This is a genomic window from Corynebacterium provencense (genome assembly GCA_900049755.1).
Lineage (GTDB): Bacteria > Actinomycetota > Actinomycetes > Mycobacteriales > Mycobacteriaceae > Corynebacterium > Corynebacterium neomassiliense.
In genome coordinates, this window is record LT160593.1 from 845,640 (window position 1) to 872,203 (window position 26,564).

General features: G+C 64.6%; 31 protein-coding genes, 1 tRNA gene and 1 pseudogene. 9 read left to right on the top strand and 24 right to left on the bottom strand.

What is annotated here, in order from left to right:
* Positions 1 to 109 precede the first annotated feature (109 nt).
* Positions 110 to 1,402: an isocitrate lyase gene (gene aceA / locus BN3906_RS10275; protein WP_066587980.1), complete on the top strand. Its 1,293-nt coding sequence runs from the start codon at positions 110 to 112 to the stop codon at positions 1,400 to 1,402.
* A 193-nt stretch (positions 1,403 to 1,595) separates the two neighbouring features.
* Here the strand turns inward: aceA and BN3906_RS10280 are convergent, their stop codons facing one another.
* Together BN3906_RS10280 and lpdA are read right to left on the bottom strand one after the other, a co-directional pair.
* Positions 1,596 to 2,747 carry a hypothetical protein gene (locus tag BN3906_RS10280; protein WP_066587983.1) on the bottom strand — a complete coding sequence of 384 codons (1,152 nt, stop codon included), beginning with the start codon at positions 2,745 to 2,747 and terminating at the stop codon, positions 1,596 to 1,598.
* Between the two features lie 54 nt (positions 2,748 to 2,801).
* Positions 2,802 to 4,226, bottom strand: coding sequence for a dihydrolipoyl dehydrogenase (gene lpdA / locus BN3906_RS10285; RefSeq protein WP_066587993.1), 1,425 nt, complete (start codon positions 4,224 to 4,226; stop codon positions 2,802 to 2,804).
* 490 nt (positions 4,227 to 4,716) lie between these two features.
* Between lpdA and BN3906_RS10290 the strand changes: the two genes are divergently transcribed.
* Positions 4,717 to 6,060 (top strand): alpha/beta hydrolase, encoded by a 1,344-nt coding sequence (locus BN3906_RS10290; protein ID WP_066589794.1) that lies wholly within the window; start codon positions 4,717 to 4,719, stop codon positions 6,058 to 6,060.
* 71 nt (positions 6,061 to 6,131) lie between these two features.
* Here the strand turns inward: BN3906_RS10290 and BN3906_RS14715 are convergent, their stop codons facing one another.
* Positions 6,132 to 6,278, bottom strand: coding sequence for a hypothetical protein (locus BN3906_RS14715; protein ID WP_154669498.1), 147 nt, complete (start codon positions 6,276 to 6,278; stop codon positions 6,132 to 6,134).
* A 283-nt stretch (positions 6,279 to 6,561) separates the two neighbouring features.
* On the bottom strand, positions 6,562 to 6,948 hold the full coding sequence (locus BN3906_RS14190; protein WP_078057359.1) for a hypothetical protein: 387 nt from the start codon (positions 6,946 to 6,948) through the stop codon (positions 6,562 to 6,564).
* Positions 6,949 to 6,983: 35 nt separating this feature from the next.
* Between BN3906_RS14190 and BN3906_RS14195 the strand changes: the two genes are divergently transcribed.
* Positions 6,984 to 7,382 (top strand): hypothetical protein, encoded by a 399-nt coding sequence (locus tag BN3906_RS14195; RefSeq protein WP_078057360.1) that lies wholly within the window; start codon positions 6,984 to 6,986, stop codon positions 7,380 to 7,382.
* Here BN3906_RS14195 and BN3906_RS10300 read toward each other — a convergent pair.
* Positions 7,369 to 8,664 (bottom strand): MFS transporter, encoded by a 1,296-nt coding sequence (locus BN3906_RS10300; RefSeq protein ID WP_078057493.1) that lies wholly within the window; start codon positions 8,662 to 8,664, stop codon positions 7,369 to 7,371. The genes BN3906_RS14195 and BN3906_RS10300 overlap by 14 nt on opposite strands.
* Before the next feature lie 98 nt (positions 8,665 to 8,762).
* Between BN3906_RS10300 and BN3906_RS10305 the strand changes: the two genes are divergently transcribed.
* Positions 8,763 to 10,979: an acyl-CoA dehydrogenase family protein gene (locus tag BN3906_RS10305; protein ID WP_066587995.1), complete on the top strand. Its 2,217-nt coding sequence runs from the start codon at positions 8,763 to 8,765 to the stop codon at positions 10,977 to 10,979.
* Positions 10,976 to 11,407, top strand: coding sequence for a YccF domain-containing protein (locus tag BN3906_RS10310; protein ID WP_066587997.1), 432 nt, complete (start codon positions 10,976 to 10,978; stop codon positions 11,405 to 11,407). The genes BN3906_RS10305 and BN3906_RS10310 overlap by 4 nt, the downstream gene beginning before the upstream one ends.
* Before the next feature lie 327 nt (positions 11,408 to 11,734).
* Here the strand turns inward: BN3906_RS10310 and BN3906_RS15165 are convergent.
* Both BN3906_RS15165 and BN3906_RS10315 read right to left on the bottom strand, forming a co-directional pair.
* Positions 11,735 to 12,058, bottom strand: a pseudogene (locus tag BN3906_RS15165) (maleylpyruvate isomerase N-terminal domain-containing protein); the annotation flags it as partial.
* A 129-nt stretch (positions 12,059 to 12,187) separates the two neighbouring features.
* Positions 12,188 to 12,436 carry a hypothetical protein gene (locus BN3906_RS10315; RefSeq protein ID WP_066588000.1) on the bottom strand — a complete coding sequence of 83 codons (249 nt, stop codon included), beginning with the start codon at positions 12,434 to 12,436 and terminating at the stop codon, positions 12,188 to 12,190.
* 472 nt (positions 12,437 to 12,908) lie between these two features.
* Between BN3906_RS10315 and BN3906_RS14550 the strand changes: the two genes are divergently transcribed.
* A complete protein-coding gene (locus BN3906_RS14550; protein ID WP_147592913.1) occupies positions 12,909 to 13,373 on the top strand; it encodes a hypothetical protein in 465 nt (154 codons plus the stop codon).
* Positions 13,374 to 13,574: 201 nt separating this feature from the next.
* On the opposite strand, the gene BN3906_RS15360 is transcribed toward BN3906_RS14550, so the two are convergent.
* The 13 genes from BN3906_RS15360 to BN3906_RS10360 form a co-directional block, all read right to left on the bottom strand.
* Positions 13,575 to 14,135 carry a bifunctional DNA primase/polymerase gene (locus BN3906_RS15360; protein ID WP_066588002.1) on the bottom strand — a complete coding sequence of 187 codons (561 nt, stop codon included), beginning with the start codon at positions 14,133 to 14,135 and terminating at the stop codon, positions 13,575 to 13,577.
* Between the two features lie 309 nt (positions 14,136 to 14,444).
* Entirely contained in the window at positions 14,445 to 14,735 is a 291-nt protein-coding gene (locus BN3906_RS15365; RefSeq protein ID WP_066588004.1) for an HNH endonuclease, read from the bottom strand.
* 360 nt (positions 14,736 to 15,095) lie between these two features.
* Positions 15,096 to 15,914 (bottom strand): hypothetical protein, encoded by an 819-nt coding sequence (locus tag BN3906_RS10330; RefSeq protein WP_066588007.1) that lies wholly within the window; start codon positions 15,912 to 15,914, stop codon positions 15,096 to 15,098.
* 10 nt (positions 15,915 to 15,924) lie between these two features.
* Entirely contained in the window at positions 15,925 to 16,158 is a 234-nt protein-coding gene (locus BN3906_RS10335) for a hypothetical protein (protein ID WP_066588010.1), read from the bottom strand.
* On the bottom strand, positions 16,155 to 16,316 hold the full coding sequence (locus BN3906_RS14720) for a hypothetical protein (protein ID WP_154669499.1): 162 nt from the start codon (positions 16,314 to 16,316) through the stop codon (positions 16,155 to 16,157). The genes BN3906_RS10335 and BN3906_RS14720 overlap by 4 nt, the downstream gene beginning before the upstream one ends.
* Positions 16,309 to 16,458: a hypothetical protein gene (locus tag BN3906_RS14725; protein WP_154669500.1), complete on the bottom strand. Its 150-nt coding sequence runs from the start codon at positions 16,456 to 16,458 to the stop codon at positions 16,309 to 16,311. Before BN3906_RS14725 ends, BN3906_RS14720 begins: the two co-directional genes overlap by 8 nt.
* Positions 16,459 to 16,627: 169 nt before the next feature.
* On the bottom strand, positions 16,628 to 16,852 hold the full coding sequence (locus tag BN3906_RS10340) for a hypothetical protein (protein WP_066588011.1): 225 nt from the start codon (positions 16,850 to 16,852) through the stop codon (positions 16,628 to 16,630).
* Positions 16,853 to 16,907: 55 nt separating this feature from the next.
* Positions 16,908 to 18,371: a DUF3631 domain-containing protein gene (locus BN3906_RS10345; RefSeq protein WP_066588014.1), complete on the bottom strand. Its 1,464-nt coding sequence runs from the start codon at positions 18,369 to 18,371 to the stop codon at positions 16,908 to 16,910.
* Positions 18,372 to 18,474: 103 nt separating this feature from the next.
* Positions 18,475 to 18,624 carry a hypothetical protein gene (locus BN3906_RS14730; protein WP_154669501.1) on the bottom strand — a complete coding sequence of 50 codons (150 nt, stop codon included), beginning with the start codon at positions 18,622 to 18,624 and terminating at the stop codon, positions 18,475 to 18,477.
* Between the two features lie 12 nt (positions 18,625 to 18,636).
* Complete coding sequence (locus BN3906_RS10350) at positions 18,637 to 18,918, bottom strand: type 2 periplasmic-binding domain-containing protein (RefSeq protein ID WP_066588017.1); 282 nt, start codon at positions 18,916 to 18,918, stop codon at positions 18,637 to 18,639.
* Complete coding sequence (locus BN3906_RS14735) at positions 18,915 to 19,055, bottom strand: hypothetical protein (RefSeq protein WP_154669502.1); 141 nt, start codon at positions 19,053 to 19,055, stop codon at positions 18,915 to 18,917. The genes BN3906_RS10350 and BN3906_RS14735 overlap by 4 nt, the downstream gene beginning before the upstream one ends.
* A 93-nt stretch (positions 19,056 to 19,148) precedes the next feature.
* Positions 19,149 to 19,433 (bottom strand): hypothetical protein, encoded by a 285-nt coding sequence (locus BN3906_RS10355; RefSeq protein ID WP_066588019.1) that lies wholly within the window; start codon positions 19,431 to 19,433, stop codon positions 19,149 to 19,151.
* Between the two features lie 19 nt (positions 19,434 to 19,452).
* On the bottom strand, positions 19,453 to 19,662 hold the full coding sequence (locus tag BN3906_RS10360) for a helix-turn-helix transcriptional regulator (RefSeq protein ID WP_066588021.1): 210 nt from the start codon (positions 19,660 to 19,662) through the stop codon (positions 19,453 to 19,455).
* A gap of 459 nt (positions 19,663 to 20,121) precedes the next feature.
* Between BN3906_RS10360 and BN3906_RS14205 the strand changes: the two genes are divergently transcribed.
* Positions 20,122 to 20,664 (top strand): helix-turn-helix transcriptional regulator, encoded by a 543-nt coding sequence (locus BN3906_RS14205; RefSeq protein ID WP_078057361.1) that lies wholly within the window; start codon positions 20,122 to 20,124, stop codon positions 20,662 to 20,664.
* Between the two features lie 94 nt (positions 20,665 to 20,758).
* Here BN3906_RS14205 and BN3906_RS15510 read toward each other — a convergent pair whose 3' ends face one another.
* The gene (locus BN3906_RS15510) at positions 20,759 to 21,163 is read right to left on the bottom strand and encodes a hypothetical protein (RefSeq protein WP_261796963.1); all 405 of its coding nucleotides are present in this window, start codon (positions 21,161 to 21,163) and stop codon (positions 20,759 to 20,761) included.
* Here BN3906_RS15510 and BN3906_RS15515 point away from each other — a divergent pair.
* A complete protein-coding gene (locus tag BN3906_RS15515; protein WP_078057495.1) occupies positions 21,107 to 21,937 on the top strand; it encodes a tyrosine-type recombinase/integrase in 831 nt (276 codons plus the stop codon). The two genes, BN3906_RS15510 and BN3906_RS15515, sit on opposite strands and share 57 nt — an antisense overlap.
* On the opposite strand, the gene BN3906_RS10370 is transcribed toward BN3906_RS15515, so the two are convergent.
* Positions 21,890 to 21,965 (bottom strand) — tRNA-Thr (locus BN3906_RS10370). The genes BN3906_RS15515 and BN3906_RS10370 overlap by 48 nt on opposite strands.
* 151 nt (positions 21,966 to 22,116) lie before the next feature.
* A complete protein-coding gene (locus BN3906_RS10375; protein ID WP_066588026.1) occupies positions 22,117 to 23,445 on the bottom strand; it encodes a DNA polymerase III subunit delta' in 1,329 nt (442 codons plus the stop codon).
* 79 nt (positions 23,446 to 23,524) lie between these two features.
* Between BN3906_RS10375 and BN3906_RS10380 the strand changes: the two genes are divergently transcribed.
* Entirely contained in the window at positions 23,525 to 25,201 is a 1,677-nt protein-coding gene (locus tag BN3906_RS10380) for an adenylate/guanylate cyclase domain-containing protein (protein ID WP_066588028.1), read from the top strand.
* A 28-nt stretch (positions 25,202 to 25,229) separates the two neighbouring features.
* Here the strand turns inward: BN3906_RS10380 and BN3906_RS10385 are convergent, their stop codons facing one another.
* On the bottom strand, positions 25,230 to 26,507 hold the full coding sequence (locus tag BN3906_RS10385; RefSeq protein WP_078057496.1) for an Nramp family divalent metal transporter: 1,278 nt from the start codon (positions 26,505 to 26,507) through the stop codon (positions 25,230 to 25,232).
* Positions 26,508 to 26,564 lie beyond the last annotated feature (57 nt).

Genomic DNA, 26,564 nt, shown 5'->3' on the forward strand with positions numbered 1-26,564 from the left:
TGTATCCTCGTCCCCAGCAGATCCGGCCGGGGAGCAGCCGCCCCCGGGGTAGCCGGAATCAGCGTTGTTACCGCCATCCTCCACCACTTAAAGGGAGTGTGTTTAGCACATGTCGAACGTCGGACAGCCGCGTACCGCCGCCGAGATCCAGAAGGACTGGGACGAGAACCCCCGTTGGGCCAACGTCCAGCGCGACTACACCGCCGAGCAGGTTGCCGAGCTCCAGGGCACCGTTGTCGAGGAGCACACCCTCGCCCGTCGTGGGGCCGAGATCCTGTGGGACGCCGTCAACGAGCCCGGCGACGGCTACATCAACGCCCTCGGTGCCCTCACCGGTAACCAGGCCGTCCAGCAGGTCCGCGCCGGCCTGAAGGCCGTCTACCTCTCCGGCTGGCAGGTCGCCGGCGACGCCAACCTCGCAGCACAGACCTACCCCGACCAGTCCCTGTACCCGGCGAACTCCGTCCCCGCCGTGGTCCGCCGCATCAACAACGCCCTCTCCCGCGCCGACGAGATCGCCCGCATCGAAGGTGACACCTCCGTCGACAACTGGGTCGTCCCGATCGTCGCCGACGGCGAAGCCGGCTTCGGTGGCGCCCTCAACGTCTACGAACTGCAGAAGGCCATGATCACCGCCGGTGCCTCGGGCACCCACTGGGAGGACCAGCTGGCCTCCGAGAAGAAGTGCGGTCACCTGGGCGGCAAGGTGCTGATCCCCACCCAGCAGCACATCCGCACCCTCAACTCCGCCCGCCTCGCCGCTGACGTCTCCAACACCCCGACCGTCGTCATCGCCCGTACCGACGCCGAGGCAGCCACCCTGCTGACCACCGACGTCGACGAGCGTGACCACGAGTTCCTCACCGGCGAGCGGTCCGCAGAGGGCTACTACTACGTGAAGAACGGCATCGAGCCCTGCATCTCCCGTGCCAAGTCCTTCGCCCCCTACGCCGACCTGATCTGGATGGAGACCGGCACCCCGGATCTCGAGCTCGCCAAGAAGTTCGCCGAGGGCGTCCGCTCCGAGTTCCCGGACCAGCTGCTGTCCTACAACTGCTCCCCCTCCTTCAAGTGGTCCGCCCACCTGGACTCCGAGGAGATCGCCAAGTTCCAGAACGAGCTCGGTGCCATGGGCTTCAAGTTCCAGTTCATCACCCTGGCCGGCTTCCACGCCCTGAACTACTCCATGTTCGACCTGGCCTACGGCTACGCCCGCAACCAGATGAGCGCCTTCGTCGACCTGCAGAACCGCGAGTTCACCGCCGCCGAGGAGCGTGGCTTCACCGCCGTCAAGCACCAGCGCGAGGTCGGCGCCGGCTACTTCGACCGCATCGCCACCACCGTCGACCCCAACTCCTCCACCACCGCCCTCAAGGGCTCCACCGAGGAGAAGCAGTTCTAGCTTCCACACCGGAGGGACATGCACGACGTCCCTGACATTCCGCGAAAAGGGCCGGCTGACCTTCAGGGTCAGCCGGCCCTTCTCCGGTCCGTCCCCGACCGTCCCCGACCGTCCCCGTCCGTCCCCGGTTGTCAGCGGACGGTCGCCGTAGCCACCGTAGCCGCCGCAGGTGCTGTCACCGGGGACGCCGGGATCACCGGGGACGCCGCCGGACGTGGAGGCGGGAGGGCGGCTTGTCCTCGTAGAGACCGGTGATCTGACGGCGCAGGTGCTCACGACGGTTGTAGGTGGCCTCCCTGATCGCGTCGTCACTGTCGAAACTCGACCCGATCGCCCCGGCCATCGTGCCCAGAGACGCCGTCATCCACGCAAGTTTCGCATAGCCCCAGGGGAAGGGCTCATCGTGGACCTGCATGCGGAAGTAGTTGACGTCCACGATGACCAGTGACATCACCAGCAGCACCAGAAACACCGTGGCGTAGATCATCGAGGCCGCGACGAGCACTGTCCCCACCGTCGCCCAGTTGTCCATCCGGGCACGCCACCTGGCGACGGAATCAGGTTCCCTGTCCGGCCACCGGTTCCACAGTCCGTTGTGGTAGATCAGCCAGAACGTCAGCGCGCCCACCGAGGCCATGCTGATCACTGCCATCCGCAGGATCGTGACGGCATGGGACATCTGCCACATCGAACCGTAGAAGATGCCGTAGGCGCCGGTGGCGACGGCGACCGCCAGGCAGCCGGTGAGCACCTTGTACAGCTGGCCCGGCCGGTTGCCGGCGATCATGCCGAGGAGCAGGCGGATGCCACGGCCGTGTCCGTCGATGACCCTGGTGACGTCGGCGTCGACGTCACCACCCTCGATGTCCCCGCCCTCCGAGACTCTCTCGCGTACCCCGGCACCCGCGGGCCTGCCCTTCAGCAGTCTCCCCAGTTCCTGGCGCAGCCCTTCCTGACAGCGCAGAAGGCCGAACGCCGGCAGGCAGAGCATTGTCGCCCTTCCGTGGTACACGGTCTGACTGATGACCGGACGCCGCGTCGTCAACGGGAGATCAGTGACGTAGATCAGCCGGTCCCAGCCGTAGCTGTCGAGAATCCCCGGGGCGGTGTCCGCCAGGCGGACACTGCCGTCCAACCGCATCGGCAGTGTGGCCGTGCGGACCTGGACCAGGGGACCTCCCCCGTCCCCGGACCGGCCCCCCGGACCGTACAGATCATCGGGCGGGACGCCGAGCCGTGCGAGAGCGTTCAGCACCCGCTTCTCCGGCAGCCCGCGGTCGACCATCACCCCGATAACTCCGGATCCGGTCTCCCCGTCACCGTCGGCGAGCGCGCCATCTGACATGGCTGAGATCGTACCCGTCCGCACTCCCGTACGGGAGTGCGGCCCGCCCGCAGACTACAGGTTGATCATATGACCCATGACACCCTCGGCGGCCTCCTTCACGGCCTCCGACAGGGTCGGGTGGGTGTGCACGTTGCGACCGATCTCCTCCGCGGTGAGGTCGAACCTCTGGGCGAGGGTGAGCTCGGGAAGAAGCTCCGAGACATCGGGGCCGACCATGTGGGCGCCGATGAGCTCGCCGTACTCGGCGTCCGCGATGATCTTGACGAAACCTACTCCCTCGTTGAGGCCCTGCGCCTTACCGTTGGCACTGTAGGGGAAGGTCGCGACCTTGATCTCACGGCCGGATTCCTCGGCGCGGGCACGCGCGGCGTCCTCCGTGTAGCCGAAGGAGGCGACCTGCGGGCTGCAGAACGTGGCACGGGGCATGTTCATGTAGTCGCCCAGCTCCTGGGTCTCGGCTCCCGCGATGGTCTCCGCGGCGACGACCCCCTGAGCCTCCGCGACGTGGGCGAGCTGCAGCTTCGCCGTGACATCACCGATCGAGTAGATGTGCGGGACACTGGTCCGCATGTGCTCGTCGATGGCGATCGCCCCCCGCCCGGTGAGCTCGACCCCCGTATTCTCCAGACCGAAGCCCTGCGTCCGAGGGGCGAAACCGATGGAGACCATCACACGGTCTGAGTGGATGGTCTCCGAGGCGGAACCGTCGGCGGCCTCGATGTCGACCTCGACACCCCTGTCCCCGCCGAGGTCACGGACAGCGGTGGTCTTGTGACCGGTCTTCAGGGTGACACCGAGCTTCCTGTACTGCTTGGCGATCTCCTTGGAGACGTCCCTGTCCTCGTTGGGCAGGACGCGGTCCATGAACTCCACGATGGTGATGTCGACGCCGAAGTTGGCCAGTACGTAGGCGAACTCCATGCCGATCGCACCGGCACCGATGATGACCATCGACTTCGGGGCGTTCTCATCGAGGATCTGTTCCTCGAAGGAGACGATGTTGCCGCCGATGGTCACACCGGGCAGGGACTTGACGACCGAGCCGGTGGCGATGATCGCGTTGTCGAAGGTGAGTGTCTTACCGGCGTCCGCGCCGTCGGAGATCTCGACGGTGTGGTCGTCGGTGAACGTTCCGAGACCGTTGATCTCGGTAATGCCGTTCTTCTTCATCAGGAAGTGGACGCCCTTGACGATGCCCGCAGACACTTTCCGCGAGCGTTTGTGCGCGACGGTGTAGTCCATGCTGATGTTCTCACCCGTGATGCCGAAAGCTCGGGCGTCATGGGTCAGGATATGTGCGATGTCCGCGTTGCGGATCAGCGCCTTGGACGGGATACACCCGACGTTCAGGCACACCCCGCCCCAGTACTGTTTCTCGACCACGGCGGTCTTCAGGCCCAGCTGGGCCGCACGGATCGCGGCCACGTACCCACCGGGGCCCGCGCCGACAACTACTACGTCATAATGTTCAGCCACGGAACCGATGATACGTCCTTGTGCCGGAAATATCGTCCCGGGCACCGGCCTGACGGTCAGCGTCGGCCACGGGGTCCGTCAGCTTCCGATGACGAGCACCGGGGCCAGGAAGCTCAGCACGTCGTTGATGATCCCCCCTAAAGCTGAGTTGACGGCAACGACGAACTGGTCGACGGGTGAGAGATTCATGGTGGTGTGCTCCTGTGTCTGACAGTCTGCGGACCCGGCACGGGCCGGGTCACGGTCCGGGGCGCGAAGTGGTTCACGCAGCCCGGCGGATCGGATCGGTACGGGCCGGTTCCGGTCGACCAGCGCACACTACTGTGCACCTGGCCGTGGAACTCGACCGGAATGGACGGTACACGACCCGCCGGAACCGGGGGTGACGACGGGGAACAGCGTCCACGGGCCCTCCCGCCACGGCGGCGTGCATGTTAGTGTGTTCCACGTTCCAACCACCTCACAACGAATGACGAATCACGAGGTCCTGATGCCCGACAACACCACACCGCTCAAGCGACGTTCTCTCAGGATCGCCGCAACAGCACTGGCCGCGACCCTCCCGGTGTGGGCGGTGACCGCCGGACCGGGGGGAGTTGTCCCCACTGCCGCCGCCCAACCCGGGCAGGAGGCCTCCGCCAGCGCTGAACCAGCGGTCGTCGACGGTCCCTTCGACAGCCGCGAGGCAGCCGAGAAGACGAACTACGTCCCTGCCGAGGAGGCCGCGTGGCGCAACCACGTGTACTCCGACACCGGGAGGCTCGACAAGATGGAGGAGTACAAGGTCCATTCCCCCTCCATGAACAGGGACATTCCGGTCGTCGTCATCAGGGCCGACAATGATGTCGTCAATCCTCCCACCCTCTACCTCCTCAACGGTGCCGACGGCGGTACCGGCCTGGCGAACTGGCTGGAACAGACCACCGCCGCCGACTTCTACGGCAACCGTGTCGGCTCGGTGAACGTCGTCATCCCCATGTCCGGTGCCTTCTCCTACTACACCGACTGGGAGCAGCCCTCGGCCCTGGCCGGAGGCGGGGTCCAGAAGTGGGAGACCTTCCTCACCGGCGAGCTGCCCGGCCCGATGGAGAAGAAGCTGGGTACGACCAACCAGCACCGCGCCATCGTCGGAATGTCGATGTCGGCGTCCTCGGTACTCGTGTACGCCGAGCAGCACCAGAACCTCTATGACGCGGTCGCGTCCTACTCTGGCTGCCCCGCCACCTCAGGTGCCGCAGCCTCCACCGTGGATGTCGTCCTGGACCGCGGGAACGCGACCTACGAGGAGATGTGGGGCGACCGCAACGGGGAGACCGCCAGAAGGAACGACGCGCTACTCAACGTCGACAAACTGAGCGGTCAGAAGAACATCTACATTTCGTCCAGCTCCGGCCTCATGGGTGAACACGACGTGCCCTCCGGTGACCGTCTGCGCGGCAACCCCGTCGGCTCCGTGACCCCCGCCGTGGAAGGCGGCGCGATCGAGGCCGTGTCCAACGTCTGCACCCACGCCTTCAAGGCCGCCGCCGACAAGGCGGGAATCGACTCGGACAGGAACAACATCAACTGGAACTTCCGTGACACCGGAACCCACCAGTGGGGTTACTGGCAGGACGACATGTTCCTCTCCTGGCCCACCCTCGCCGCCGGCCTCGGCCTCGACACCGGGGAAGCCGAGAAGAAGGCCAGGCAGGCGGCTGAAGACTACCTCGCGGCCAACCCCGGTGTCGGGGCAGCGGGGTCTGTCCCCCTGCTCATCGACACCTGGAACAACGCCTGGGAGAAGACCTACGGTGACGGGGCAGACGGGAACGGCGAAGGGGCCGGAGCCTGACCGGAGTCACCGGGCGGCCGCCGTCGACGACCCGGGCAGCGGAGCCGGCACGGTTTGCCGGCCGGGCCCTGTCAGCGGCGACCGTGGTCGTCGCCCTCTCCGGCTATGTCGTGATCGTCGTCGCCGGACGGGCACTGGACACCGCCGACTACGAACGTTTCACTGTCTACTGGGGTCTCTTCTTCACCTGCACGGGAATACTCGACGGGCTTCTCCATGAGACCACCCGTGCCGTGGCAGCGCGACGGGTCTCCGGGGCAACCGTCATCCCGGCCGGCCCCGGCAAGCCCGCCCCGGCAAGCCCGCCCGCCCCCTGCATGTCGCGGCCCAGGCAGCGCTCGCCACAGCCGCTCTCGGGCTCGTCGCTTCCCTGCTGCCGGTGCCGACGATCACCCGGGACCCCGGGGGTACCGGCACTGTCCTGTTCGCACTCGGCCTGGCGTCATACACCGTCCAGGCCGCCGTCTGCGGCATACTCTCGGCCACCGGCCGGTGGAGAGCCTACGCCCGGCTCATCGGGGTCGACAGCGCAGTCCGGGTGGTGCTCGCAGTCGCGGCCTGGGCGGCCGGACTGCAACTCACCGCATTTCTGCTGGTGACCGTCATCGGAGCCGTGAGCTGGACAGGAATACTGTTCACCGGTCGCTCCGGAGTGCGGACCCTGACACAGGCCGTCGCCGATGTCACGACCGGCCGGTTCCTCCGGCGCACCGGGACGGCGATGCTCGCCTCAGGGGCAGGTGCACTGCTCATCACCGGGTTCCCGGTGCTGCTCACCGCCACCTCCGGGGACGCCGCCCCCGGTTCACTCGCCGCCCTGATCACCGCGGTCACCCTGACCAGGGCCCCTCTGCTCGTGCCCCTGCAACGGTTCACCCCGGCGCTCATAGTGCACTTCGCCCGCCGGAAGGACCGGCCGGTCCGTGCCCTGTGGCGTCCGCGCCCTGTGGCGTCCGCTGGCGGCCTGCGCGGGTGCCGCAGCCGGTGGCGGGCTGCTCGCCCTGTGGACGGGGGTCCCACTGGCCTCCCTGTTCCTGCCACCGGAACTCGTCACCGGTGCCGGGGTCTACGCTGTCCTGACCTGCGCCTCGGGGGCACTCGCCGTCCTGACCGTCACCGGCACCTCCGTACTGACCCGGGAGCAGCACGGTGCCTACCTCGCAGGCTGGGCGGTGGCCACCGTCACGGCCGTGGCACTCCTCCTGACCGTGGCGGACCCTGTCACAGGGACAGCGCTGGCACTCGGCGTGGCGCCGCTGGCAGGAGCCGTGGTCCACCTGGCGGCGCCCGCGCTCATCCCCTCCCGCATCAGGCCTTCGTGACCTCCACGGCAGGCCCGTTGTCCACGGGCAGATTCCGCCGCGAGAAGACGGTGACGACGACCAGGCACAGTACCGACATGACGATCCCGAACCCCAGCATCTCCGGGTAGGTGAAACTGTCGGACAGTTCCGTGAGGATCATCGGGAAGAAGAACCCGATGTACGTCAACGTGTAGTAGACGGCGGTCAGGCCACCGAGGTCGTCCGGGCCGGCGATGCGCTGGACCTCGGTCAGCCCGGACACCAGGCACAGCCCGTACCCGCATCCGAGGATCACCGCGACAACGACAGTGTTCCAGATCGCGATACTGCCGGAGGAGGCGGTCGCCACGACCATTCCGACAACGACAATGCACAGTCCGCTGATCGGCCCTCGCGCACTGGAGGTGGTGTTGATCCTCGGACCGAACCTCTGGATGGCGAACCCGCAGCCCAGCGCGATGACGGTGAGCAGGGCGGAGAAGGCGATCGGCGCGGAGACCTGGGACTGGACGAGTCGGGGCATGATCGCGTACGAGACACCGGCGGCGCCGAAGACCCAGGGTGCCATCGGCGCGACGACGGTGAGGAAGCGGGGATGCCGGGCAGTGGGTGTGAGCAGGTCGGACCAGAAAGAACCGCGGACCCTCAGGTGGGCGGACTGACGGGTCTCCGGGACCGAGAGTATCCCCGCCGTGGCGAAGACCGACAGGACGACATGGACGATGTAGGGCAACTGACCGGGAATGGGCCCCCATTCCGCGAGAACACCAGCCAGGCCGGCCCCCAGGCCGAACCCTGCGGTCATCGACATGGTCGCACGCTGAGCTCCCGAGGACGGGCCCGCACCCGGGTCGAAGGGGGCGACGGACAGCTCCTTCACCCACGATCCACCCGCCGACATGACGATGCCGACAGCCAGACCGGCGAGGACACGGCCCGTGAAAATGGACCACTCCGTGGTTTCACCGGCGGCGATGAACACGCTGCCGAGAAGAGCTATCAGCGGGGCCGGGAGCATGACCGGTTTGCGCCCGTACCGGTCGGACAGTGGACCGCAGACCAGCAGGCCGGCGACGATACCCACCGCGTAGGAGACGAGCAGTGAATCGACGAAGACGTCACTGAACACCGCCTCGTGACGGTAGAAGACCAGCATCGGGGTGGCCTCGTTGCCTCCCCACGCCACACTGAAGACGGCGAAGGCGACGAAGAGCCAGGCTTTCGAGTCCCTGCCCGTGTTTCTGCCCCTGCCTGTCTTCTTCGTCGTCGACACCGGTTGATCCGGTTCTTCCTGAGTCATGTCGTTCATCCTAGACTCCGCCCCCACCTGCATCGCAATGTGGTCAGACCTTAGTGGGGGGCGTTGTCGGAACTCCGGCTCCGATACCATCGGCTGGTATGCCACCCACCGACACCACAGGACTGACCCGCCGCACCAGAGGAACCCCGGGAGACTCCCCCCGCAGACTCAGCCCCCCTGACGACACCGAACAACCTTCCGGTTCCGGTACCGCAGCCGGGACCGCATCCCGGGCCACCTCCGAAGTCACCGCCGAACTCAGAGCCGTCCTCGACGGCCCCTTCGCCGCGGCACGTGACTCCGCCAGAGCCCTGACCGAACAGAAGCACTTCCGCCCCGACGCCACCCTCACCCTCGACGAGGCACGCGAAAGGACCTTCGCACAACTCCACGACATCCTCGGCACCGGAGCTCCCCGCGGGGCCTTCCGGACCGCCCACGGCGGCACCGGAGACATCGGCACAACCCTCGCCGCGATCGAGACCGTCGGAGGAGCCGACCTCTCCCTCATGGTCAAGGCGGGAGTCCAGTGGGGCCTGTGGGGCGGAGCGGTGGAGAATCTCGGCACCGAACGCCACATTCCGCTGATCAGGGACATCATGGAGCTTCGTGTCCCCGGCTCCTTCGCGATGACTGAACGCGGACACGGCTCCGACGTCCAGGCACTGCAGACGACCGCCGTGTACGACAGGGTCACCCGGGAATTCGTGATCAACACCCCCACGCCCATGGCGGAGAAGTGGTACATCGGCAACGCGGCCAGGCACGCGACCAAAGCAGCGGTCTTCTGCCAGCTCTACACCCCCGCCGGAGACTACGAACCGGAGGACGCCACCGATCCCACCGTCGTCACAGGTGGCGTCCCCGCGTCCTGGGGCCCCTCCCACGGCGTGCACTGCATCATCGTCGGACTCCGGGACCACGACGGTGGCGTCCTCCCCGGGGTACACATCGGCGACCACGGTCACAAGGGCGGACTTCCCGGCGTCGACAACGGGACAATCAGATTCGACCACGTGCGGGTACCTGCGGAGAACCTGCTCAACCGCTTCGCCGACGTCTCCCCCGACGGCACCTACTCCTCACCCGTCGAATCCGACGGGGCACGGTTCTTCACCATGCTGGGAGCCCTGGTCCGCGGCAGAATCACCGTCGGAGCGTCCGCCGGGGCAGCAGCCCGCACCGCCCTGACGATCGCCACCGGCTACGCCAACAGGCGACGCCAGTTCGCCCCCGACGACTCACTGCCGGAGACCAGACTCATCGGACACCGGCAGCACCGGCTGCGCCTCATCCCGCTCATCGCCCGTTCCTACGCACTCCAGACCGCGACCAACCAGCTCATCACCAGACTGGCCGAACTGGAGTCCACCGTGCCGGACCGCACAGCCATGACCGATGACCAGGCAGTGGACCAGCGCGAACTCGAGGCCCACGCCGCAGCGCTCAAAGCCGTGAACACCTCCCACGCCACCCGCACCATCCAGGAATGCCGCGAAGCCTGCGGCGGAGCCGGATACATGGCGGAGAACCTCCTCACCTCCTTCAAGGCCGACTCCGACGTCTTCACCACCTTCGAAGGCGACAACGTGGTCATGCTGCAGCTGGCAGCCAAGGAACTCCTCACCGGATTCTCCCGCGAGATGAGCGGACTCGGCCCCCTCGAACTGGTCCGCTTCGGCCTCGACAGTTTCGGGACACTGCTGAAAAGACGCACCGCCGCAGGAACCGTCATCCAGAACCTCGTCGACTCCGTCTCCGACCGCGAGACAACCTCCCTGTTCGACCCCGCCTACCAGATCGAACTCCTCACCGAAAGGGAGGACCGGCTGCTGATGAGTCTCATCCGCAGGATCAGACCGGCCCGGAAAATGGACGTCGCGGACGCCGCAGCCCTCGTCGACAGCACCCAGGACCACATGGTCGCCTGCGCCCTCGCGCACGTGGACCGCATCGTCCTCGAAAGTCTCCTCGAAGCAGAGTCCGGCATGGAGGAAGGCCAGGCCAAGAGAATCATGGAACAGGTCCGCGACGTCTACGTGCTCGACATCATCCACTCCGCCGGCAGCTGGTACCAGGAACAGAACATCCTCACCGGCACCCGCACCAAAGCCGCCCGGGCAGCGCTCAACGACCTCGTCGACTCCCTCGGACCGTGGTCACAGGTACTGGTGGACGCCTTCGCCGTACCCGCCACCGTCCTCGACATCCCCCTGCTCCAAGACGTCGACGACCCCTCCACGCTGACATACCGGTCCGACACCTGTCCGGCCGCCGGAATGCCCCCTGCCGGAGAACCGGAGACGACACCGTGAGGCTGCTGCTCAACATCATCTGGCTCGTCCTGTCCGGATTCTGGCTGTTCTGCGCCTACGTGCTCGCCGGAATCATCGCCTGCGTCTTCATCGTGACCATCCCGTTCGGGGTGGCGTCCTTCCGCATCGCCGGGTACGTGCTCTGGCCCTTCGGCCGGGACGTCGTCGACACCCCGGGAGCAGGAGTGGCCTCCGGAGTCGGCAACATCATCTGGTTCCTCGTCGCCGGTGTATGGCTGGCGGTCGGGCACGTGGTCACCGCGGCCGCGCTCGCGGTGACAGTCATCGGACTGCCCCTGGCCTGGGCGAACCTCAAGCTGATCCCGGTGACCTGCTTCCCCTTCGGCAAGCGCGTCGTGCGTGCCGGAGACCCCGCACGCGCGCCCGTGCACTACCCGGGGGGCATGTCGACTCCACAGGCCCGGTGACGCGCGGGCAGGTGAACAGCCCCGGCAAGGACCGGACAGGGGAACCGACCGGTCAGGACCTGCCGGCAGAACCCTGCCGGTCAAGGCCGAAAGCCGGGTCGCGGCCCACATACGCCATGAGACGGATCGTGGGGGTGGCGTCCTCCGGAGCCTCGACAGGAGGACCGAAACCACCCCCGCCTGAAGCTGATCACCCAGTGAGCGCAGACCGGCGAGATTCCTCTCCGCGAAATCGGGGTCCAGCTCCACATCATGGCCCTGGGACCTGGCGAGATCCCAGGTGTGCATGAAGATGTCCGGGATGAAGAACGCGGTCGCGTTACGGGACAACGGCTGCCCCGGCACCGGCCCCCGGGACACCGTCCGCTGAGCGACCTCCGGGTCGTCGAGAGCATCCTGGACAATTGCCGCGAACTGACGCCAGGCTGCGGCAGGATCCGAGTACTTGTCCTCCTGCAGGTCCACAGGCACCCCGACATCCTCCAACGCCGGAGTGAACCAGCTGATCAGATGCCCCACCAGGTCACGGGCCTTCCACTTCGCACAGGGAGTCTGGGCGTCCCACCCCTCCCCGGTGACCCCGGTGGCCTGCGCGGTGAAACCCTCGGCAACCTCACGGAACCGGTCGGCAGGTGCAGTGGACAGAGCCATGGTTGACCTCCTCGGTGACGGATACAGCTCGGTACCGAGACTACTCTTGGGCCTGCTCCGGGAAGTGCTCCGGGAACCTCCCCGGGCAGCCCGGAGGGACCGGGCCGGGTGCAGTCGGAATACAGGGAGTCAGGACGCCTTCTCCGGGGTCAGCTCGACAATGGTGAACTCGTCCCCGGTACCCTGACCGGACCGGTGCTCGACAGCCAGCTCGGCGGTACGGCGCAGCTGATGGGAGGCGTCAAACTCCCACGGCTCGGAAGGCCCCTCGCGTCGCAGGACAGCAAAGCGGTCACTGTGCTGTTCCTCACCTGCCACGACAACCTTCGCGCCGGTCTCCGGGTCGGTGTAGCTGTACTGGTTGCCGATGTCGGACATGTGGTGGCTCCTGGGATTCTGGTGGGCGGTGAATACAGATCACCCGAGAGAGTACCCGGTACCCCCGGGCGACCGGGCCGAAACCGCAGGACGGGTGTCGCGGACCTCACTTCCCCACCCACACCACACCCTCACCCACCGGCAGCACCAGAACCCCGGACACAGGAGAACCCCGGACAGAACCGTGGTTTACGCCGTATTCTACCTGGGGTTACGTGGAGCCGCTTGCGAGAATCGAACTCGCGACCTTCTCATTACGAGTGACCGCTATCAGGCGTTTCTTGGAATCAGGACGGTTGCCGACAGTTCCATTATTGCAGGTCATAGCACTAACAGCGTTTCAGTGGTCGGAGAGTGAGTATTCCCGTAGCGGACTGAGAGCGGACTACAACACCCCAAGTGCAACGTGAATTAGAACGGCAAACAACAGAATCGAACAACGAAGTCCGCACCACATGCAATCATCACCGGCATGGAGACCATGCTAGCGACATCGACAATCCTCAACCTTGTACTTCTACTTACCTTCACGATCACAGATCGCATGAAGCCGAGCACATCAATCGAACATGCACTGAACATCCACCGAACCGCTGAGGAAATCAAGGACTCATCTCTCCGCGCAGAAGCTACGGCCTTCACACGTCGTAACCTCAAGGTAGAGCTGGAACTCTCCGCCAGCATGATGAACAGAGCCCGCCATCTATTTCCCGCACTGTTTGTTATCCTCGTCGGGAGTTTCGGGGCAACCAGCTTTATAAGTCTCGGGTACGACGAGCCGCCGACAAACAATATCGGATTCATAGTTGGCGCATTGGCCTTTAGCCTCTCAGCTTTAACTATAGCCTTGCTTTCAACGCTTCCTCTCGTCGTCGATGCATACCGCTCCAGGAAGGAAAAGAAGCGTAAAAAAGGGGATAGAGACCACAGATCATGAAGATGAATGAGCCCGGGGCGGGGACAATCCCCTCCCCTGGACGATTCCCAGCTACGGTAGGCATAAGCGTTCTGTACGCGTACGAGTCTGGTGTTTGACCGCCGTAGGCCCGCAGTGGGGTCTGTACGGCTGTCTGGCGGGGTGTCTGGTGCTCGGTGAGGTTCGAGTGAGGGTGTGGCCCGTACGACCGCCCTAGGGTGCCTATGTGTTGGTTCGTGACATCCTATGAGCGATTGACGGGTGTTCCCACCGGTTCCCGGTCACCCGGATGAACCGTGCCCGCGTGTACCGTTCCACGCCGCCATCCTCGACAGCACGCCGCCGGCCCGGCCCCTCCGGAGCCTCCACGAACACGTGCAACCCCTCCCCACTGACGGACACCTCAGCGAACAGGACACGCTCAGTGATGGACTCCACGACCTCCCGTGCCCACGGCTTCAGCTCCCCACCGTCTAGTGCGTGGTCCAGGTCGTAGCAGCCCAAACCCCCTCCCAACATCACCCCGAAACCATCACCCGCCGTCGAGGTCTGAACCTCCCGCCAGGACGACCACGTGGACGGGTCAGTAGACGACGCAGCACGGCCCTCCACGGTGACAGGCCGCTTCCCCGAACACCGAACCCAACGGCCCTCAGACAGGCGCTCAGGCGGCCCCACAACCGCCCGGTGGTGGCGTTGACGACACCGGGGAGTGCAGAACCGACGGCGCGACGAACCCCCGACCAACACCACCCCACACTGCTCGCATTCCATACCCCCCATAATACCATGCAAAACATGCCCCCACCAGCAGCAACAGTGAAAAATCTGCCCATAGTCGGAGACACCACACGACGGTGATGTCCCCTGCTAACAGCAGCTACTCACTACTCGTTTCCGCGAACGCTTCGGCACGGCACCTGGAGCACAACCAGCAGTCCCCACGAGACGTCACCGAACGAATCAGCGCCCTGTGACGCTGCGAGATCATCCGGGAAGTCACCGTGCACGGCCACAGTGCTCCCCCGTCACCGCATACGGCACACACCCCCGGCACCTCGGACAGTGCCCGCATGTGGGCGTCCACGTGTTTCACGAACGGTCACCGTCCCTGCCCAACCCCAACGGTGGCGGGGTCGCCCGGCGGAACCTGCCACGACGGGCCGTAGCCTCCCGCGACGACTTCACCCGGTGACACTCGTGACACAGCCACTGGACGTTATCCAAGGTGTCCGACCCGCCCCTAGCCCGGTTCACAATGTGATCCAGTTCCAGGCGCTCAGTGGCCCCACAGTGCTGGCACCGCAAATCCAACTCCCGTTGCGCTTCACGGCGTAGCTTCTTCCACTCGTAGCCCTGATACCACGTATCCCCGTAAGGCATTTACTCGTCCTCCCAGTAATCATCATCCAGAATCAGATACAGCCCCCGCAGTTCCCTGAACGGAAACGTTTCCACCAGGCCGGGTATCTCACAGCCCGCCTGAATACCGTCAATCAATATGCCCCCCACTTATAAGATGTCACGAAAGGGAATACGATCCCTAAAAACGCCGTTTTAAGGCGAAGAATAACGCCACCCAACCCCACACCCATAAACCCCACAAAAGCCCGCCACACAAGCCCCCAGGCCCCGAAACGGGCGGATAACAGCAGGGGCACGGCATGGGAACCCGTACACGGTCGGAAAGGCCCTATGCCTACCGCTGCTGAAGTTCGTGGGGAGGGGTCTCCCCCCAGGTGTTTAGACCTGAGTGGAGGTGCCGGCACCGTTCAGTCGATCCAGCCGGGCACGGTACACGTCAGGCTGGAGGGTGGTGGCCAAGCTGAACCCGGGGTACTTGCCGAGCGCCAGGTCTACGAGGAACCGGTCCTGTCTCGCTTCGTCTCGGAGTTTACGCGCGGTCCTGTGGAGGTCCAGCGTGGCCTCATCGTAGTGCTTGGTGATTTTGCCGAACCCGTCCTTACTGTAGGTGAGGTCCGGGAGGTCGGGGATGTCGGCGTGGAGGGCTGCGCTGTCCCTCCACCGGGCACCGAGAGCGTCCAGCCACAGCAGTTTCGGGGACGTAGCCATGTAGGTGGCGAAGGCGTTCGGGTTGGCCTGTGCAGCGGCTACAGCGTCGTACACGGTTTCACCGAGGTCGTTGATCGCGTTCTGGTAGTCCTCGACGGCCTTGTCTACGTCCAGGACACTGGCCACGTGCTCCCATGCGGCGTCATCGTGCAGTGTCGTGGTCACGCGATTGTCGAGCGTCGCGGACACGCGGTTGTGCGCGTCGTTGATGAGTCGTGCTGCAACAGCGTCACTGCTCTGCTTCTTGATGGTGCTCAGCCACTTCGTGCGGTCAGTGCTGGTCACGATCTCTTGCACATCAGGTTCCGTCACAGTGACGGTGAGGTCGTTCCACTGCTTCAGGTCGGCTACGGCTTCACGGTGCGCGTCAGTGAACAGGTCGTTCACGTCCACGCCCCAGGCGTCGGCGAGCTTTCGGTACGCGGCTTCGCCGGTGAGAACAGTGGTTCCCCGGTCGAAAGTAGTAGTGGTGTTGGTGGTAGTAGTCATGCTGGTCTCCTTAGAGTCGGTTGATGTTCAGTGATCTGGTCACGGTCTGCTCGAAATCGTGAAGGGCTTCTGCCTCACGTGCGCCGGGTGCTGTACCGCCCCGGCCTGCTTCGGGCACGGGAGCGGGCCGGCGTGGCCCGGTGTCCGTGTCCGGGGTGTCCGGGGCCGGGGTGTCGGGCAGGACGGGGGAGGTGAGCGCCTGTTGGACCAGGGCGGCAAACTGTTCGGCGTTATCACGGCTCATGGCTGGCACCTCCCGTGGGTCATGTCCGCAGGACGCGGGTCATGTCCGCCGGGCCTGTCGACCGGTATCCACGGGTCCGGTTCCGGGTCCTGCTGTTGGCGGGTGGCCCGGAGCATTGCGCTGTATCGTGCCGCCGGGGTGGTGTATTTGTCACTCATTTGTTTCCTTTCCGTCAATGTAGGCGATTGCCTTGTCAGCTGAGTTGAACGCTTTAATGTCGGACTTGTCGGGTGAGGTGGCTATTATTCCCCTCCCCGCCCGTGGCTTCAGTGTCCATCCCCTGTATTCGTCTGTGGTCATTCGTTTCCCCTTTTTCTGCGGTATCCGTTCGCCCGGGCTACTTCACTGTCAATCCATTGACCGGCTAATGTCATTGTGGGGAATGCGCGGTATTCTTTCACCGGTGATTCGATGATGAACATTCCCGCTTTCTGCATTATTCGGAAGTTCTCACGTTTCAATGCTGTGTTTAATCCCCTTTCTGCCCTGCCTCCAGCGCTTCTACGGTGTCTACGACCGCGTTAGCCAGGGCTAGGGCCTGTTCGATGGTGAGCATGTAGTCATTCCGTCCCTGCCTTATGTGGACTTTGGCCGGCTGCCACCAGGCCCGGACGCGGAACTGTGTTGCTCCGATGAGTTCACCGCTCCGCCGTCGGTGCTCCAGCACGGGGACATAGATGATTGGATTGGCCATGAGCCTCCTAGGTGTTGGTGTGCCAGCCGATTGCCGACCGGCTGGCGACGGGGCGCTACGCGGGGGTTGTCGTCCGCGTGTAGAGCTTCCCGTTGGGTGTGGTGACCTTCCCGTCCTGCTCCAGGGCGTGGAGGTGTTGGAGGATCACTTCTGGTGCTTCTCCGCGTTGTTCTGCGATGACGGTCACCGGGGTGGCGTCGCCGGGGATCATGGCGTTCAGGGTCTCCAGCGCTTCCTTGTCCGAGGAAGGTGCAACAGGTGCAACAGGTGCAACAGCGCTGGTCAGGGGGCCGTGGGATGTTGCGCCCTCATTGCGGTGTTGCACACCTGCTAGTGCAACGACCTCCGCCCCCGCAACGCGCTGACCTGCACTGTTGCGGCTGTTGCGGCTGTTGCGGGTATCTGCAACATCGACAGGGGGAAGGTGCCTATCCCAGGCGTCCTGGAGACCTACCTGTTCCTTGCCGCGCTGCATTGTCGGATGGACCGTGTACCCGCGTGGGGTCTTACCCGATCCCAGGCGTATCCCAACTGGTGCGACGCCGAACGGTCGAAGCATTCGGGCGACCTCATAGGGCTGAATACCACCCGGCAACGAACCCCACTCCGCGCTCTCCAGGCCGTTCAACAAGGTGCACAAGTCCACCGTGGGGATGGACTCCCGACCCTCCATCACCGTCCGGATGTCCTCCAGCAGTCGGATAGGCCGGGGCTTCTCCTCCAGTGATGGCCGGCCGAGAAAGTACACGCACGCCTCCCTGGCCCACTGTCCCCACGGCTCCTCCGCCAGGTCCGCTATCGTTATCAGCGGTTCCCACACCTCCCCGGCCCTGTCCTCCACGCCGGGTGGTAGTTGTGTCTCCACCTCCTCCAGGTACTCGGTTACGGCGGCGTCCCCGGACCACAGTTCCAGCCATGCGCGGATGTCCTCGGTCTCGCGGCGTGCCCTACGGGTGTTGTACGGGGCCACGGGTTCGCCACGTTTCCGCTTCCTCATCTCCAGGGTTATGGCGCGGGACACGATGGTGTCGGGCATGTTCCCCGCGATACCGGCGAACGCGACCGGTGCGAACGTGTGGAACGTCTTCACCTCATTGTCATTGCCTACGCACCGTTCAGCCGTGCCTCCCTGCTTGTAGCCGCTGTTCGCCAGGCCCCGTAGTTGGTCCTGCTTCCCACCGCCGAACTCGTTGAACGTGGCGTCCGCTTCGTCAAACAGGATGGTGGGAGGTCTGCCCTGCTCATGGCCCTTCTCAATGGTTCGGAACAGGACAGCCGGGGTGGTGTCCGCTGTCAGCTTTGGGGCGCATGTCAGGTTCTCCAGCAGCTCCAGTTGCCGGGTCTTGCCGGAGCCTTTCGTAGCACTGGAGAAGATGAGTCGTGGGGTGGTGTAGAAGCCCATGACAACCCAGGTGTGTGCCGCCCACAAGGCCATGACCCGTGCCTCATGCTCCGACAGGTGCACGCTGTACCGGTCGATCCACGCCGTCATGCGGTCCAGTACGGCGGTGAGCGTCATACGTTTTGCGGTACCGGCGGTTTGTCCGGTAGGGTTATTATCCAAGGAGATCCTCCATTCTCTTCTTGCCCCGTGGCGTTCCCCACGGGGTTTCTTCTTGTGTTCACTTCTTCCAGCTGTCTTCCAGCCATTGCAGGTACTCCCGGCCCGGTCCGATAGGCACGCGGGGGCCGTCGTAGCCCGGCTTGTACACGGCTGAGATGTCCAGCGGTCCACCGAACCGGCGGCGGGCTTCTTCAAGGCTGAGCTTCATGGTGCGGTTCTCCTAGTTGTTGTTTCGTGCGCGTTCGATACGGGCGTAGAACTCTTCTCGTTCCGCTTCCCGGTTGACGCCGATGATCGCGTCCAGGTCCCCGGCTATGGCGTCGGTGAGTGCCGACGGTTTCACGCCTAGGGCGTCGAGTGCGCGGTGGATGTAGTCGGAGGTCAGGCCCGTGTTCCAGATGTAGGCCTCATCCGCCATCTCTTTCTCGGTGAGGTGTGAGTGGATGAACATCTCCCCGATTGCGCGGGTGATCGTGTCTTGCAGGGTCCAGGTGGGGTTCATCGTGTCTCCCGTGCGTTGTCGAGTGCTTGATCCAGGCGTTCCCGGGCGTAGTCGAGGTCTGCTTCGCAGATCACCCCGGCGGCGTAGTCACGCTTCGCCTGGAGGTAGGCGGCGTTCAGGTCTGCTAGGCGGCTCATTGGTTGGTCCTTTCCTCAAGGTGAACGAGAAGTGCGATGAACGCGACGGGCGCTAGTGGGAAAAGCCACCCGCCAACCCAGAGCAGTAGGGCGTCAAGCATTGGTGTGCGCTCCCCGTTCGTGGGCGATGGTCAGCCGGGTGACGGCCAGCTCGGACGACAGCCCGGGGTCCAGGTCGTCGGGGTCGGTGTCCTGCCCTTCGAAGGTGAGGACGGTTCCGCCCGGGGTGGTGATCGTGGTGGTCTGTCCGTAGGACACTTTCACCGCGTGTATTGGGTAGGTGGTCGGCTCACCGCCGAGGTCGTAGGTGAAGTGCGTGTAGGCGAAGTCGCATTCGTCGTTCTCACGGAGGACGCCGATGGCGTTGGGGGTGTTCATGTGTGTGTCTCCTTGGTGGTTAGGCGCTCTGCTGAGCGGTGCCGGTGGTTTCGTAGGCGTTGGTCAGCCATTCCTCAACGTCGGTGGCCTTATAGAAGCTCTTTCGTCCGAGTTTGAAGTGGCGGGGTCCGAGGCCCCGGTGCCTCCAGGTGCGGAGGGTGACTTCTGGGATTCCGAGGTATTCGGCCAGGTCTGCGGTGTCGAGTAGTGCCGCTGTGTTGTCTGCCAAGGTGGTTCCTTTCGTTGTGGTTTGGTTGGTTGCCCCTCCGTGCCGGTGTGGCGGGAGGGGGTGTTGCTGCGCGCCGTGCCTATTGCGCCCGTGGCCGGGGGTTCATGCTCCCCACTTACGCTGTGGCGTCTCGGTTGACGGTTTGGTGTGCGCTTTCCGTGTCCACTGTTCTGTTGTCAAAGATCTGAAGGTGCTTCGCTGTCCATCCCCCGGGGAGCTTCACCGGGTTCGTCTCCGGCACTCTAGTCGGTGACGATGTAAGTAAACCGTGGCGTTGTATGCGATGTCAACGTCACCAAGCTGCAATCGCATACATCATACTGTTTTATCCATGCTGTCATGTGTTCTACCTGCGAAAACGCGGCAGGTTTCCGTCAGTGTGTTCTTCGTCACATGTGATATGCGCAGACCGATACCATGACGTTGTGATTGGGCCATCTGGCATGGCACCATTGCCATATGGCAACCCCCGACCCCAACCGCGAAGAGCTAGGAAGATTCATCCGCGAGCGGCGTGAACGCGCTGGAATGACCCAATCTGAGTTGGCGAAATTGATGACCAAGAGACTCGGTAATTCAATTTACCAAACGACAATTGGGAGAATAGAGAATGGAGAGCGATCCCTCAGTCTCACCGAGGCCACAGTAATTGCAGATGCACTCAATGTGCCTATTCACGATCTGTCATACCGCGCCTCTCCAACAACTCCAGAAACGCTAAGGCAGAATTACATAATAAGGATTACCGAGGCTGTCAATTCACTAGTAATGGCCGAATCGGCACTTAAATCACTATCAAATACTGCCGATAATCTAATCGATCTTCCCGAAGATCAAAGAACAGCATTGCCAGATGGACTACAGAAGAGAATATCTAATCTTTCCGCTGACGCCTTCATATACGACGACTTGCGCAATTCAATTAAAGAATCTATTCAAATTCTGAATGACGACTTCCATAAATGGCTAGGCAGCGTCGATCAAGATTCGACCGATGACTAACCAGCGCCGTACTCCGGGCACTACGCGCATAGAAGACAGGTGGACCAGGCGCGACGGCACCCCCAGCAAACGCCACGGCACCGGCAAACGCTGGCTACTCCGCTGGATCGACCACAACGGCGAAGAAAAAACAGCGTCCTACACACGCAAAATCGACGCCACCCGGCACGAGAAAACGATCACCGCCCAGTTCCACAACGGCGACTACATCGACCCCCACAACGCCCGAACAACACTCGCCACCATCCACGAAGAATGGTCCACAATCACCTCCCCCACCGTCAAACCCACCACCCGCACCAACCGCAAAAGCACGTGGAAAAACCATGTGGCACCCGTGTGGGGAGACAGGGAAGCCGGGTCGATACGCAAACCCGAGGTGAAAGCATGGGTAGCGGAACAGCACAAGAACGGCACCGGCCCCGCCGTCCTCCAGCAGTCCATGTTCATTCTCCGTGCCGTCCTCGGTCACGCTGTCGAAGCGGGGATCATCGTCCACAATCCTGCCGCCGGGGTGAAACTCCCCCGCACCGGTCAACGGCCCCGGCCCATCCTCACTGCCACGGAGGTGGAACGTCTGGCCCGGACGGTGGACTACCTCCCCGAGATTGTCCGCTTTCTCGCGTACACGGGACTCCGGTTCGGTGAAGCGTCAGCGCTCACGGTGGCGGACATTGACCTGAAGCGCCGCAGAATCAACGTGAACAAGGCGTACAGCGACGTTGGGGGGACGATGGTGTTAGGAGACACGAAGACATACGAGACACGCTCAGTGCCGTTCCCAGGCGTCCTGGACGGCGACCTACGGGCACTCACAGCAGGGAAGCTGAAGACAGCACCAGTGTTCACCAGTGTGGAGCGCAGACCACTACGGCACAGCAACTACAGGAGTCGGTACTTCCGGCCGGCGGTGGACACGCTCCGTGAGGTGTACGAGGACTTCCCGGCGTTGACGCTGCACGATCTCCGGCACACGGCGGCGTCGCTTGCCATCTCGTCTGGTGCGAACGTGAAGGCGGTTCAGAGAATGCTCGGACATGCGACCGCGACGGAGACGTTGAACAGGTATGCGGACTTGTTCCCGGACGACTTGGACGCTGTTGCAAGGGGTATCAACGCACTGGTGAAGCCGTCACGTTCGGGGCGTAGCGGACTGAGAGCGGACCAACAGGAAAAGACCACATCCCCCGTTGCCGAGGAAATGTGGTCTGACCTGCTAACTTACTGGAGCCGCTTGCGAGAATCGAACTCGCGACCTTCTCATTACGAGTGAGACGCTCTACCGACTGAGCTAAAGCGGCACGATCGGTAATCCTAACGGACACCACACAGCACCGGCAAACCAGGGGCACACAGTCCCCGCTCCTGCGCCGGTACCTGCCGGAACCTGCAGGAACCGGACATCCACCCGCCGTCCCCTGTCTTCGGTTCCCTCAGGTCCGGCGGCGACCCTCACACCTGCCCGCAGCACTCCCGGAGCCGGCCGACCATGGCATTCAGAGCCACTTCGGGTTTGACGTTGCGGCGCAGCGTCTCCCGGCACCGGGTCACCGCATCGATGCACTGCACCAGGGCCTCGGGCGTGTTGCGGCGGGCCAGTTCCCGCGACACCTTCTGCTGGTCCGGATGGAGAAAACCGCCGACCGGAACCGGTGGTGCGTCCTGCGGGGCAGGGGTGCCGGCCCCGGACTCCCCGACAACTCCCGGAGTGACTGCCCCGGCGGCGATCATCATGGCGTCCCGGTAGAGGCCGGCGATGTCGATGAGTGCCAGATCCAGGGAGTCCCGCAGCATCCTCGTACGCCGGTTCTTCTGCTGCTTCTCAAGTTCCTTCACCTGCCCGGCAGATCCGACCTGGGCTCTGGCGACACCCCTGCCTTTCGCCCCCATGCCCAGGGAACTCTCGAGCTCCTCCAGTTCCCGGGCGTCCCGTTCCTCTGAAGACGCTGCTGCTTCCAGGGTCGCGGTCTTCACCAGTTCCGCGGTGAACCTGTACCCCTCCCCTGAACGGTAGATAAGGCCGGGCAGTTTCAACGCCGTGGCGCGTTTGGTCCGGGCCGCCTCATCGGAGGCCAGGTGACGTGCACGCCCGATGTGCCCTCCGGAAACTTCCGCGGCCCAGTGCGCCTGCTCTTCCGTCAGGCCGAGCCGGGGATCTGCCCGGAGCACCGCCTCCACCTCGTGTTCCGACGGCGTCGGAACGTAGATGTGCCGGCACCTGGACCGCAGGGTGATGGAGATGTCCTCCGGGTCGGTCGAGGGCGCACACAGCAGGAACACCGTGTGGGCTGGCGGCTCTTCCACGCTCTTGAGCAGGGCGTTGGCTCCGGAGTCCCCGAGACGGTCAGCGTCCTCCACGATGACCACACGCCACCGAGCCACCGACGGCAGTACTGCCGAGGTGCGGATGATGTCCCGGACATCGTCCACCGGAATCGTGACGCCGTCGGTCCTGATCCACGAGATGTCTGGGTGCGTTCCCGCCGCGGCCGACCTGCACTGGTCACACTCCCCGCACCCGGCGATCTCCGGATTCTCGCACACCAGTGCGGTGGCGAACGCTCTGGCCGCCACGGAACGCCCGGAACCGGGTGGCCCGGTGAACAGCCAGGAATGGGTCATCGCGGCGTCATTGACCGCCTCGTCGGACACCCCGAACCGGTCCCGGTCCCGGACCCTGGCACGGGCGGAGCGGACCGCTTCCCGCAGGGGGCCGCTGACGTGCGGACTCAGCGCGGAACGGGCGAACACGTCGGCGGCGGGAGTGACCGGAGCTGACATGACCGTCAGTCTAGACGGGTCACGGTCAGGCAGGTGCTGCGGGGACACCCGTCCTCCCGCTCCGATAGGCTGGACAACCATGCGGCGACTAGCACGGTACCTACGGTGGGCATGGGGCACGAGCTGGCCCCTTTATGCCCTGTCTGTACTGGTCGTCAACGTTTTCGGCGCTCTCGCCGTCGCCACGTTCCTGCGTTTCCTCGTCCCGCTGCCCGGCGCCAGGGAATTCCTGTCGGTGAGTACACTCACGGCGTCCCTCTACGTGGGCTACTTCGGGTTCGCGATCATTGTGGGTGTCGGGATGACCCTGTACTTCTTCACACCCGTTCTCGGCTGGGAACGGGCCCCCGACAGCTACGACCCGACCATGATCAGGCGTCTCGTCCTACGGATACCCGGCTTCCAGGCGCTGCTGGGAGCGGTGCTCTGGCTCGTGGGCGTGGTGATATTCACCGTTGTCGCCATGGCTGAGGTGTCCCGGAGCTGGGCGCTCACCGTGGCCGTGACCGCGATCCTGGGCGGGGCGATGGTGGTGCTGCTGACCTACATGGTCGCCGAGCGCATGGTCCGTCCGGTCGCCGCCCGCGCCCTGAAACCTGAACTGGGTTCAGAGGGCAGGATCGCACCGTTGTCCCGGCAGATCACCTTCGTGTGGATCCTCACGTCCGCCGTCCCGGTGATCGGGGTGGTGCTCATGGTGGTGGCCCAGGCCAGCGGGTTCTTCGGAGGAGATGCCACCGAGATCCTCCCCGGTGTACTGGCGTTGAGCCTGACGGAGCTTTTCACCGGATTCTCCGGAACCCGGCTCATGACCATGACCGTCGTCGATCCGATCCGTGAGCTGCAGGTGGCCATGAACCGCGCCCGCAGGGGGGACAATGACGCCAAAGTGCGGATCTACGACAGTTCCGAGATCGGGGTTCTGCAGGCCGGCTTCAACGAGATGATGACGGGTTTGCGGGAACGGGAGCGGGTCCGGGAGCTCTTCGGCCGTTATGTCGGGGACGAGGTCGCCCGGCGGGCCCTGGAGGAGAAGCCGACGCTGGGCGGCGAGAACCGCCAGGTCGGGGTCCTCTTCGTCGATGTCGTGGGTTCCACCGGGTTCGCGGTGTCCCGGGAGCCGCAGGAGGTCGTCCGCGCACTGAACCGCTTCTTCGACATCGTGGTGGAGGTCGTGCACCGTAACCGGGGAATCATCAACAAGTTCGAAGGAGACGCCGCGCTCGCGGTGTTCGGTGCCCCGCTGCCGTTGGACGACATCGCCGGCCACACCCTCGCCGCAGCCCGTGAGCTGAAGACAGAACTGGCCGAACAGGAACTTCCCGCCGGCATCGGCGCCGCCGTCGGGCCCGTCGTCGCAGGACACATCGGGGCGAAGAACAGGTTCGAGTACACGGTCATCGGAGACGCCGTGAACGCCGCGGCCCGCCTCACCGACGTGGCCAAGGAAACACCGGGGCGCGTTCTGACCACCGCGGGCACAGTGCGTCAGGCCAACGAGGCCGAGCAGGCGCGGTGGACGATGCTGAAATCGGTGGAACTACGGGGACGCCGCGAAATGACCCAGCTGGCACGTCCCATCCGGCCGACGATGGCGGAAAGGGAAGCGGAGCGCGCGGCAGAACGCGAGGCGGAAAAAGAAGCGGAACGCGCGGCAGAACGCGAGGCGGAAAAAGAAGCGGAGCGTGAGGCGGAACAGACTCCGCAGAGCCCCGCCGCCGGGTCAACTGCAGCAGCGACCGGAACCGACCGGTGACCCCGCCGGGGAGTCACCCCGGCCGCTGCTAGCCCTGCCCGGTCACGGTCAACCAGATGAGCACCACATTGAGCGCGATAATGACGGTCGCGAAGAACCAGCCGACCAGTGTCAGCCCCCGGGCGTTGACGTAACGCCCCATGAGTGAACGCTTCGCGGTCAGCGCCACCAGAGGCACCAGCGCGAAGGGGATACCCACCGACAGGACGACCTGACTGATCACCAGGGCCCAGGTGGGGTCAATGCCCAGTGCCAGGACCGCCAGTCCCGGAATCATCGTGACCAGGCGGCGCAGCAGGATCGGGATGCGGATCTTCAGCAGGTCCCTCATGACCATGTCGCCGGCATAGCAGCCCACCGAGGTCGACGCCAGACCCGATGCCAGCAGACCGATGGCGAACAGTGCCCCGATGACCGGACCGAGAGCATCGGTCACGGCGGCATGGGCGCCCTCGATCGAGTCCGTGCCCTCCACACCACGCAGCGCCTGGGCCGCGAGACACAGCATCGCGATGTTGACCGTACCCGCCAGGCAGAGTGCCCCGAACACGTCGATCCTCGTGGCCTTGAGGTGCCTGCGCATCGACGCCTCCGTGCCCGGGTTGAAGCTCCGGTCACGGACCAGACCCGAGTGCAGGTAGACGGCGTGCGGCATGACGGTGGCGCCGAGCATGGACGCCGCGAGAATCACCGAGTGCGTCCCCTGGAACCGGGGGACGATCCCCTCGACCATCTCACCGACCGACAGGCCGGTGACGAACAGGCCCGACAGGAAGCCGACAGTGATGATGACGAGGAAGCCGACGATGATCGCCTCGAAGGTGCGCTGCCTCTTCCTGCCCTGGAAGGCCAGCAGTCCCAGAGACACTGCGCCGACGATGAAACCACCGAGCAGCTGGGGGATTCCGAACAGCAGGTGGAGGGCGACAGCGCCGCCGATCACCTCGGCGATGTCCGTCGCCGCGGCGATGATCTCCGCCTGCCCCCAGTAGGCGAGGCGTCCCGCACGGGACCTGCTGCGACGGGCGTCGAACCAGTCCGAGATATTCGCGGTCAGACTCCTGCCGGTGACAAGGCCGAGCTTCGCGGACAGGTACTGGACGACCATGGCCATGATGTTCGCGGCCACCAGCACCCACAGCAGCATGTACCCGTACTCGGCACCTGCCGAGAGGTTGGCGGCGACGTTACCGGGATCGACGTAGGCGATGGCGGCGACGAACGCCGGCCCGAGGATGCCTATGATCCGGGGTTTCTTCTTCTCTCCGCCTGCGGGCCCGTCCGGCCGCGTAGCGGTCTGCGTCACCGTGGTTCCCACGGTCTTGTCCGCAGCCTGTCCCGCATCCTGCACTGACACTGTTCT

Bases quoted from the DNA above. Each gene is read 5' to 3' on its own strand.
- BN3906_RS15365 (WP_066588004.1), bottom strand. From the start codon at position 14,735: ATGCCTTACGGGGATACGTGGTATCAGGGCTACGAGTGGAAGAAGCTA.
- BN3906_RS10290 (WP_066589794.1), top strand. From the start codon at position 4,717: ATGCCCGACAACACCACACCGCTCAAGCGACGTTCTCTCAGGATCGCC.
- BN3906_RS10375 (WP_066588026.1), bottom strand. From the start codon at position 23,445: ATGTCAGCTCCGGTCACTCCCGCCGCCGACGTGTTCGCCCGTTCCGCG.
- BN3906_RS15360 (WP_066588002.1), bottom strand. From the start codon at position 14,135: ATGGGGGGTATGGAATGCGAGCAGTGTGGGGTGGTGTTGGTCGGGGGT.
- aceA (WP_066587980.1), top strand. From the start codon at position 110: ATGTCGAACGTCGGACAGCCGCGTACCGCCGCCGAGATCCAGAAGGAC.
- BN3906_RS10350 (WP_066588017.1), bottom strand. From the start codon at position 18,918: ATGAACCCCACCTGGACCCTGCAAGACACGATCACCCGCGCAATCGGG.
- BN3906_RS14735 (WP_154669502.1), bottom strand. From the start codon at position 19,055: ATGAGCCGCCTAGCAGACCTGAACGCCGCCTACCTCCAGGCGAAGCGT.
- BN3906_RS10330 (WP_066588007.1), bottom strand. From the start codon at position 15,914: ATGACTACTACCACCAACACCACTACTACTTTCGACCGGGGAACCACT.
- BN3906_RS10300 (WP_078057493.1), bottom strand. From the start codon at position 8,664: ATGACTCAGGAAGAACCGGATCAACCGGTGTCGACGACGAAGAAGACA.
- BN3906_RS10355 (WP_066588019.1), bottom strand. From the start codon at position 19,433: ATGAACACCCCCAACGCCATCGGCGTCCTCCGTGAGAACGACGAATGC.
- BN3906_RS10315 (WP_066588000.1), bottom strand. From the start codon at position 12,436: ATGTCCGACATCGGCAACCAGTACAGCTACACCGACCCGGAGACCGGC.
- BN3906_RS15515 (WP_078057495.1), top strand. From the start codon at position 21,107: ATGTTCATTCTCCGTGCCGTCCTCGGTCACGCTGTCGAAGCGGGGATC.
- BN3906_RS10380 (WP_066588028.1), top strand. From the start codon at position 23,525: ATGCGGCGACTAGCACGGTACCTACGGTGGGCATGGGGCACGAGCTGG.
- BN3906_RS14205 (WP_078057361.1), top strand. From the start codon at position 20,122: ATGGCAACCCCCGACCCCAACCGCGAAGAGCTAGGAAGATTCATCCGC.
- BN3906_RS10335 (WP_066588010.1), bottom strand. From the start codon at position 16,158: ATGAGCCGTGATAACGCCGAACAGTTTGCCGCCCTGGTCCAACAGGCG.
- BN3906_RS14730 (WP_154669501.1), bottom strand. From the start codon at position 18,624: ATGAAGCTCAGCCTTGAAGAAGCCCGCCGCCGGTTCGGTGGACCGCTG.
- BN3906_RS14715 (WP_154669498.1), bottom strand. From the start codon at position 6,278: ATGGAGAAGCCCGTCGAGTATTCCCGTGCAGGTGAAGAAGAGACCCCA.
- BN3906_RS10340 (WP_066588011.1), bottom strand. From the start codon at position 16,852: ATGGCCAATCCAATCATCTATGTCCCCGTGCTGGAGCACCGACGGCGG.
- BN3906_RS10280 (WP_066587983.1), bottom strand. From the start codon at position 2,747: ATGTCAGATGGCGCGCTCGCCGACGGTGACGGGGAGACCGGATCCGGA.
- BN3906_RS14720 (WP_154669499.1), bottom strand. From the start codon at position 16,316: ATGAGTGACAAATACACCACCCCGGCGGCACGATACAGCGCAATGCTC.
- BN3906_RS14550 (WP_147592913.1), top strand. From the start codon at position 12,909: ATGGAGACCATGCTAGCGACATCGACAATCCTCAACCTTGTACTTCTA.
- BN3906_RS10305 (WP_066587995.1), top strand. From the start codon at position 8,763: ATGCCACCCACCGACACCACAGGACTGACCCGCCGCACCAGAGGAACC.
- BN3906_RS14725 (WP_154669500.1), bottom strand. From the start codon at position 16,458: ATGACCACAGACGAATACAGGGGATGGACACTGAAGCCACGGGCGGGG.
- BN3906_RS10345 (WP_066588014.1), bottom strand. From the start codon at position 18,371: ATGACGCTCACCGCCGTACTGGACCGCATGACGGCGTGGATCGACCGG.
- BN3906_RS14190 (WP_078057359.1), bottom strand. From the start codon at position 6,948: ATGAGCGCCGGGGTGAACCGTTGCAGGGGCACGAGCAGAGGGGCCCTG.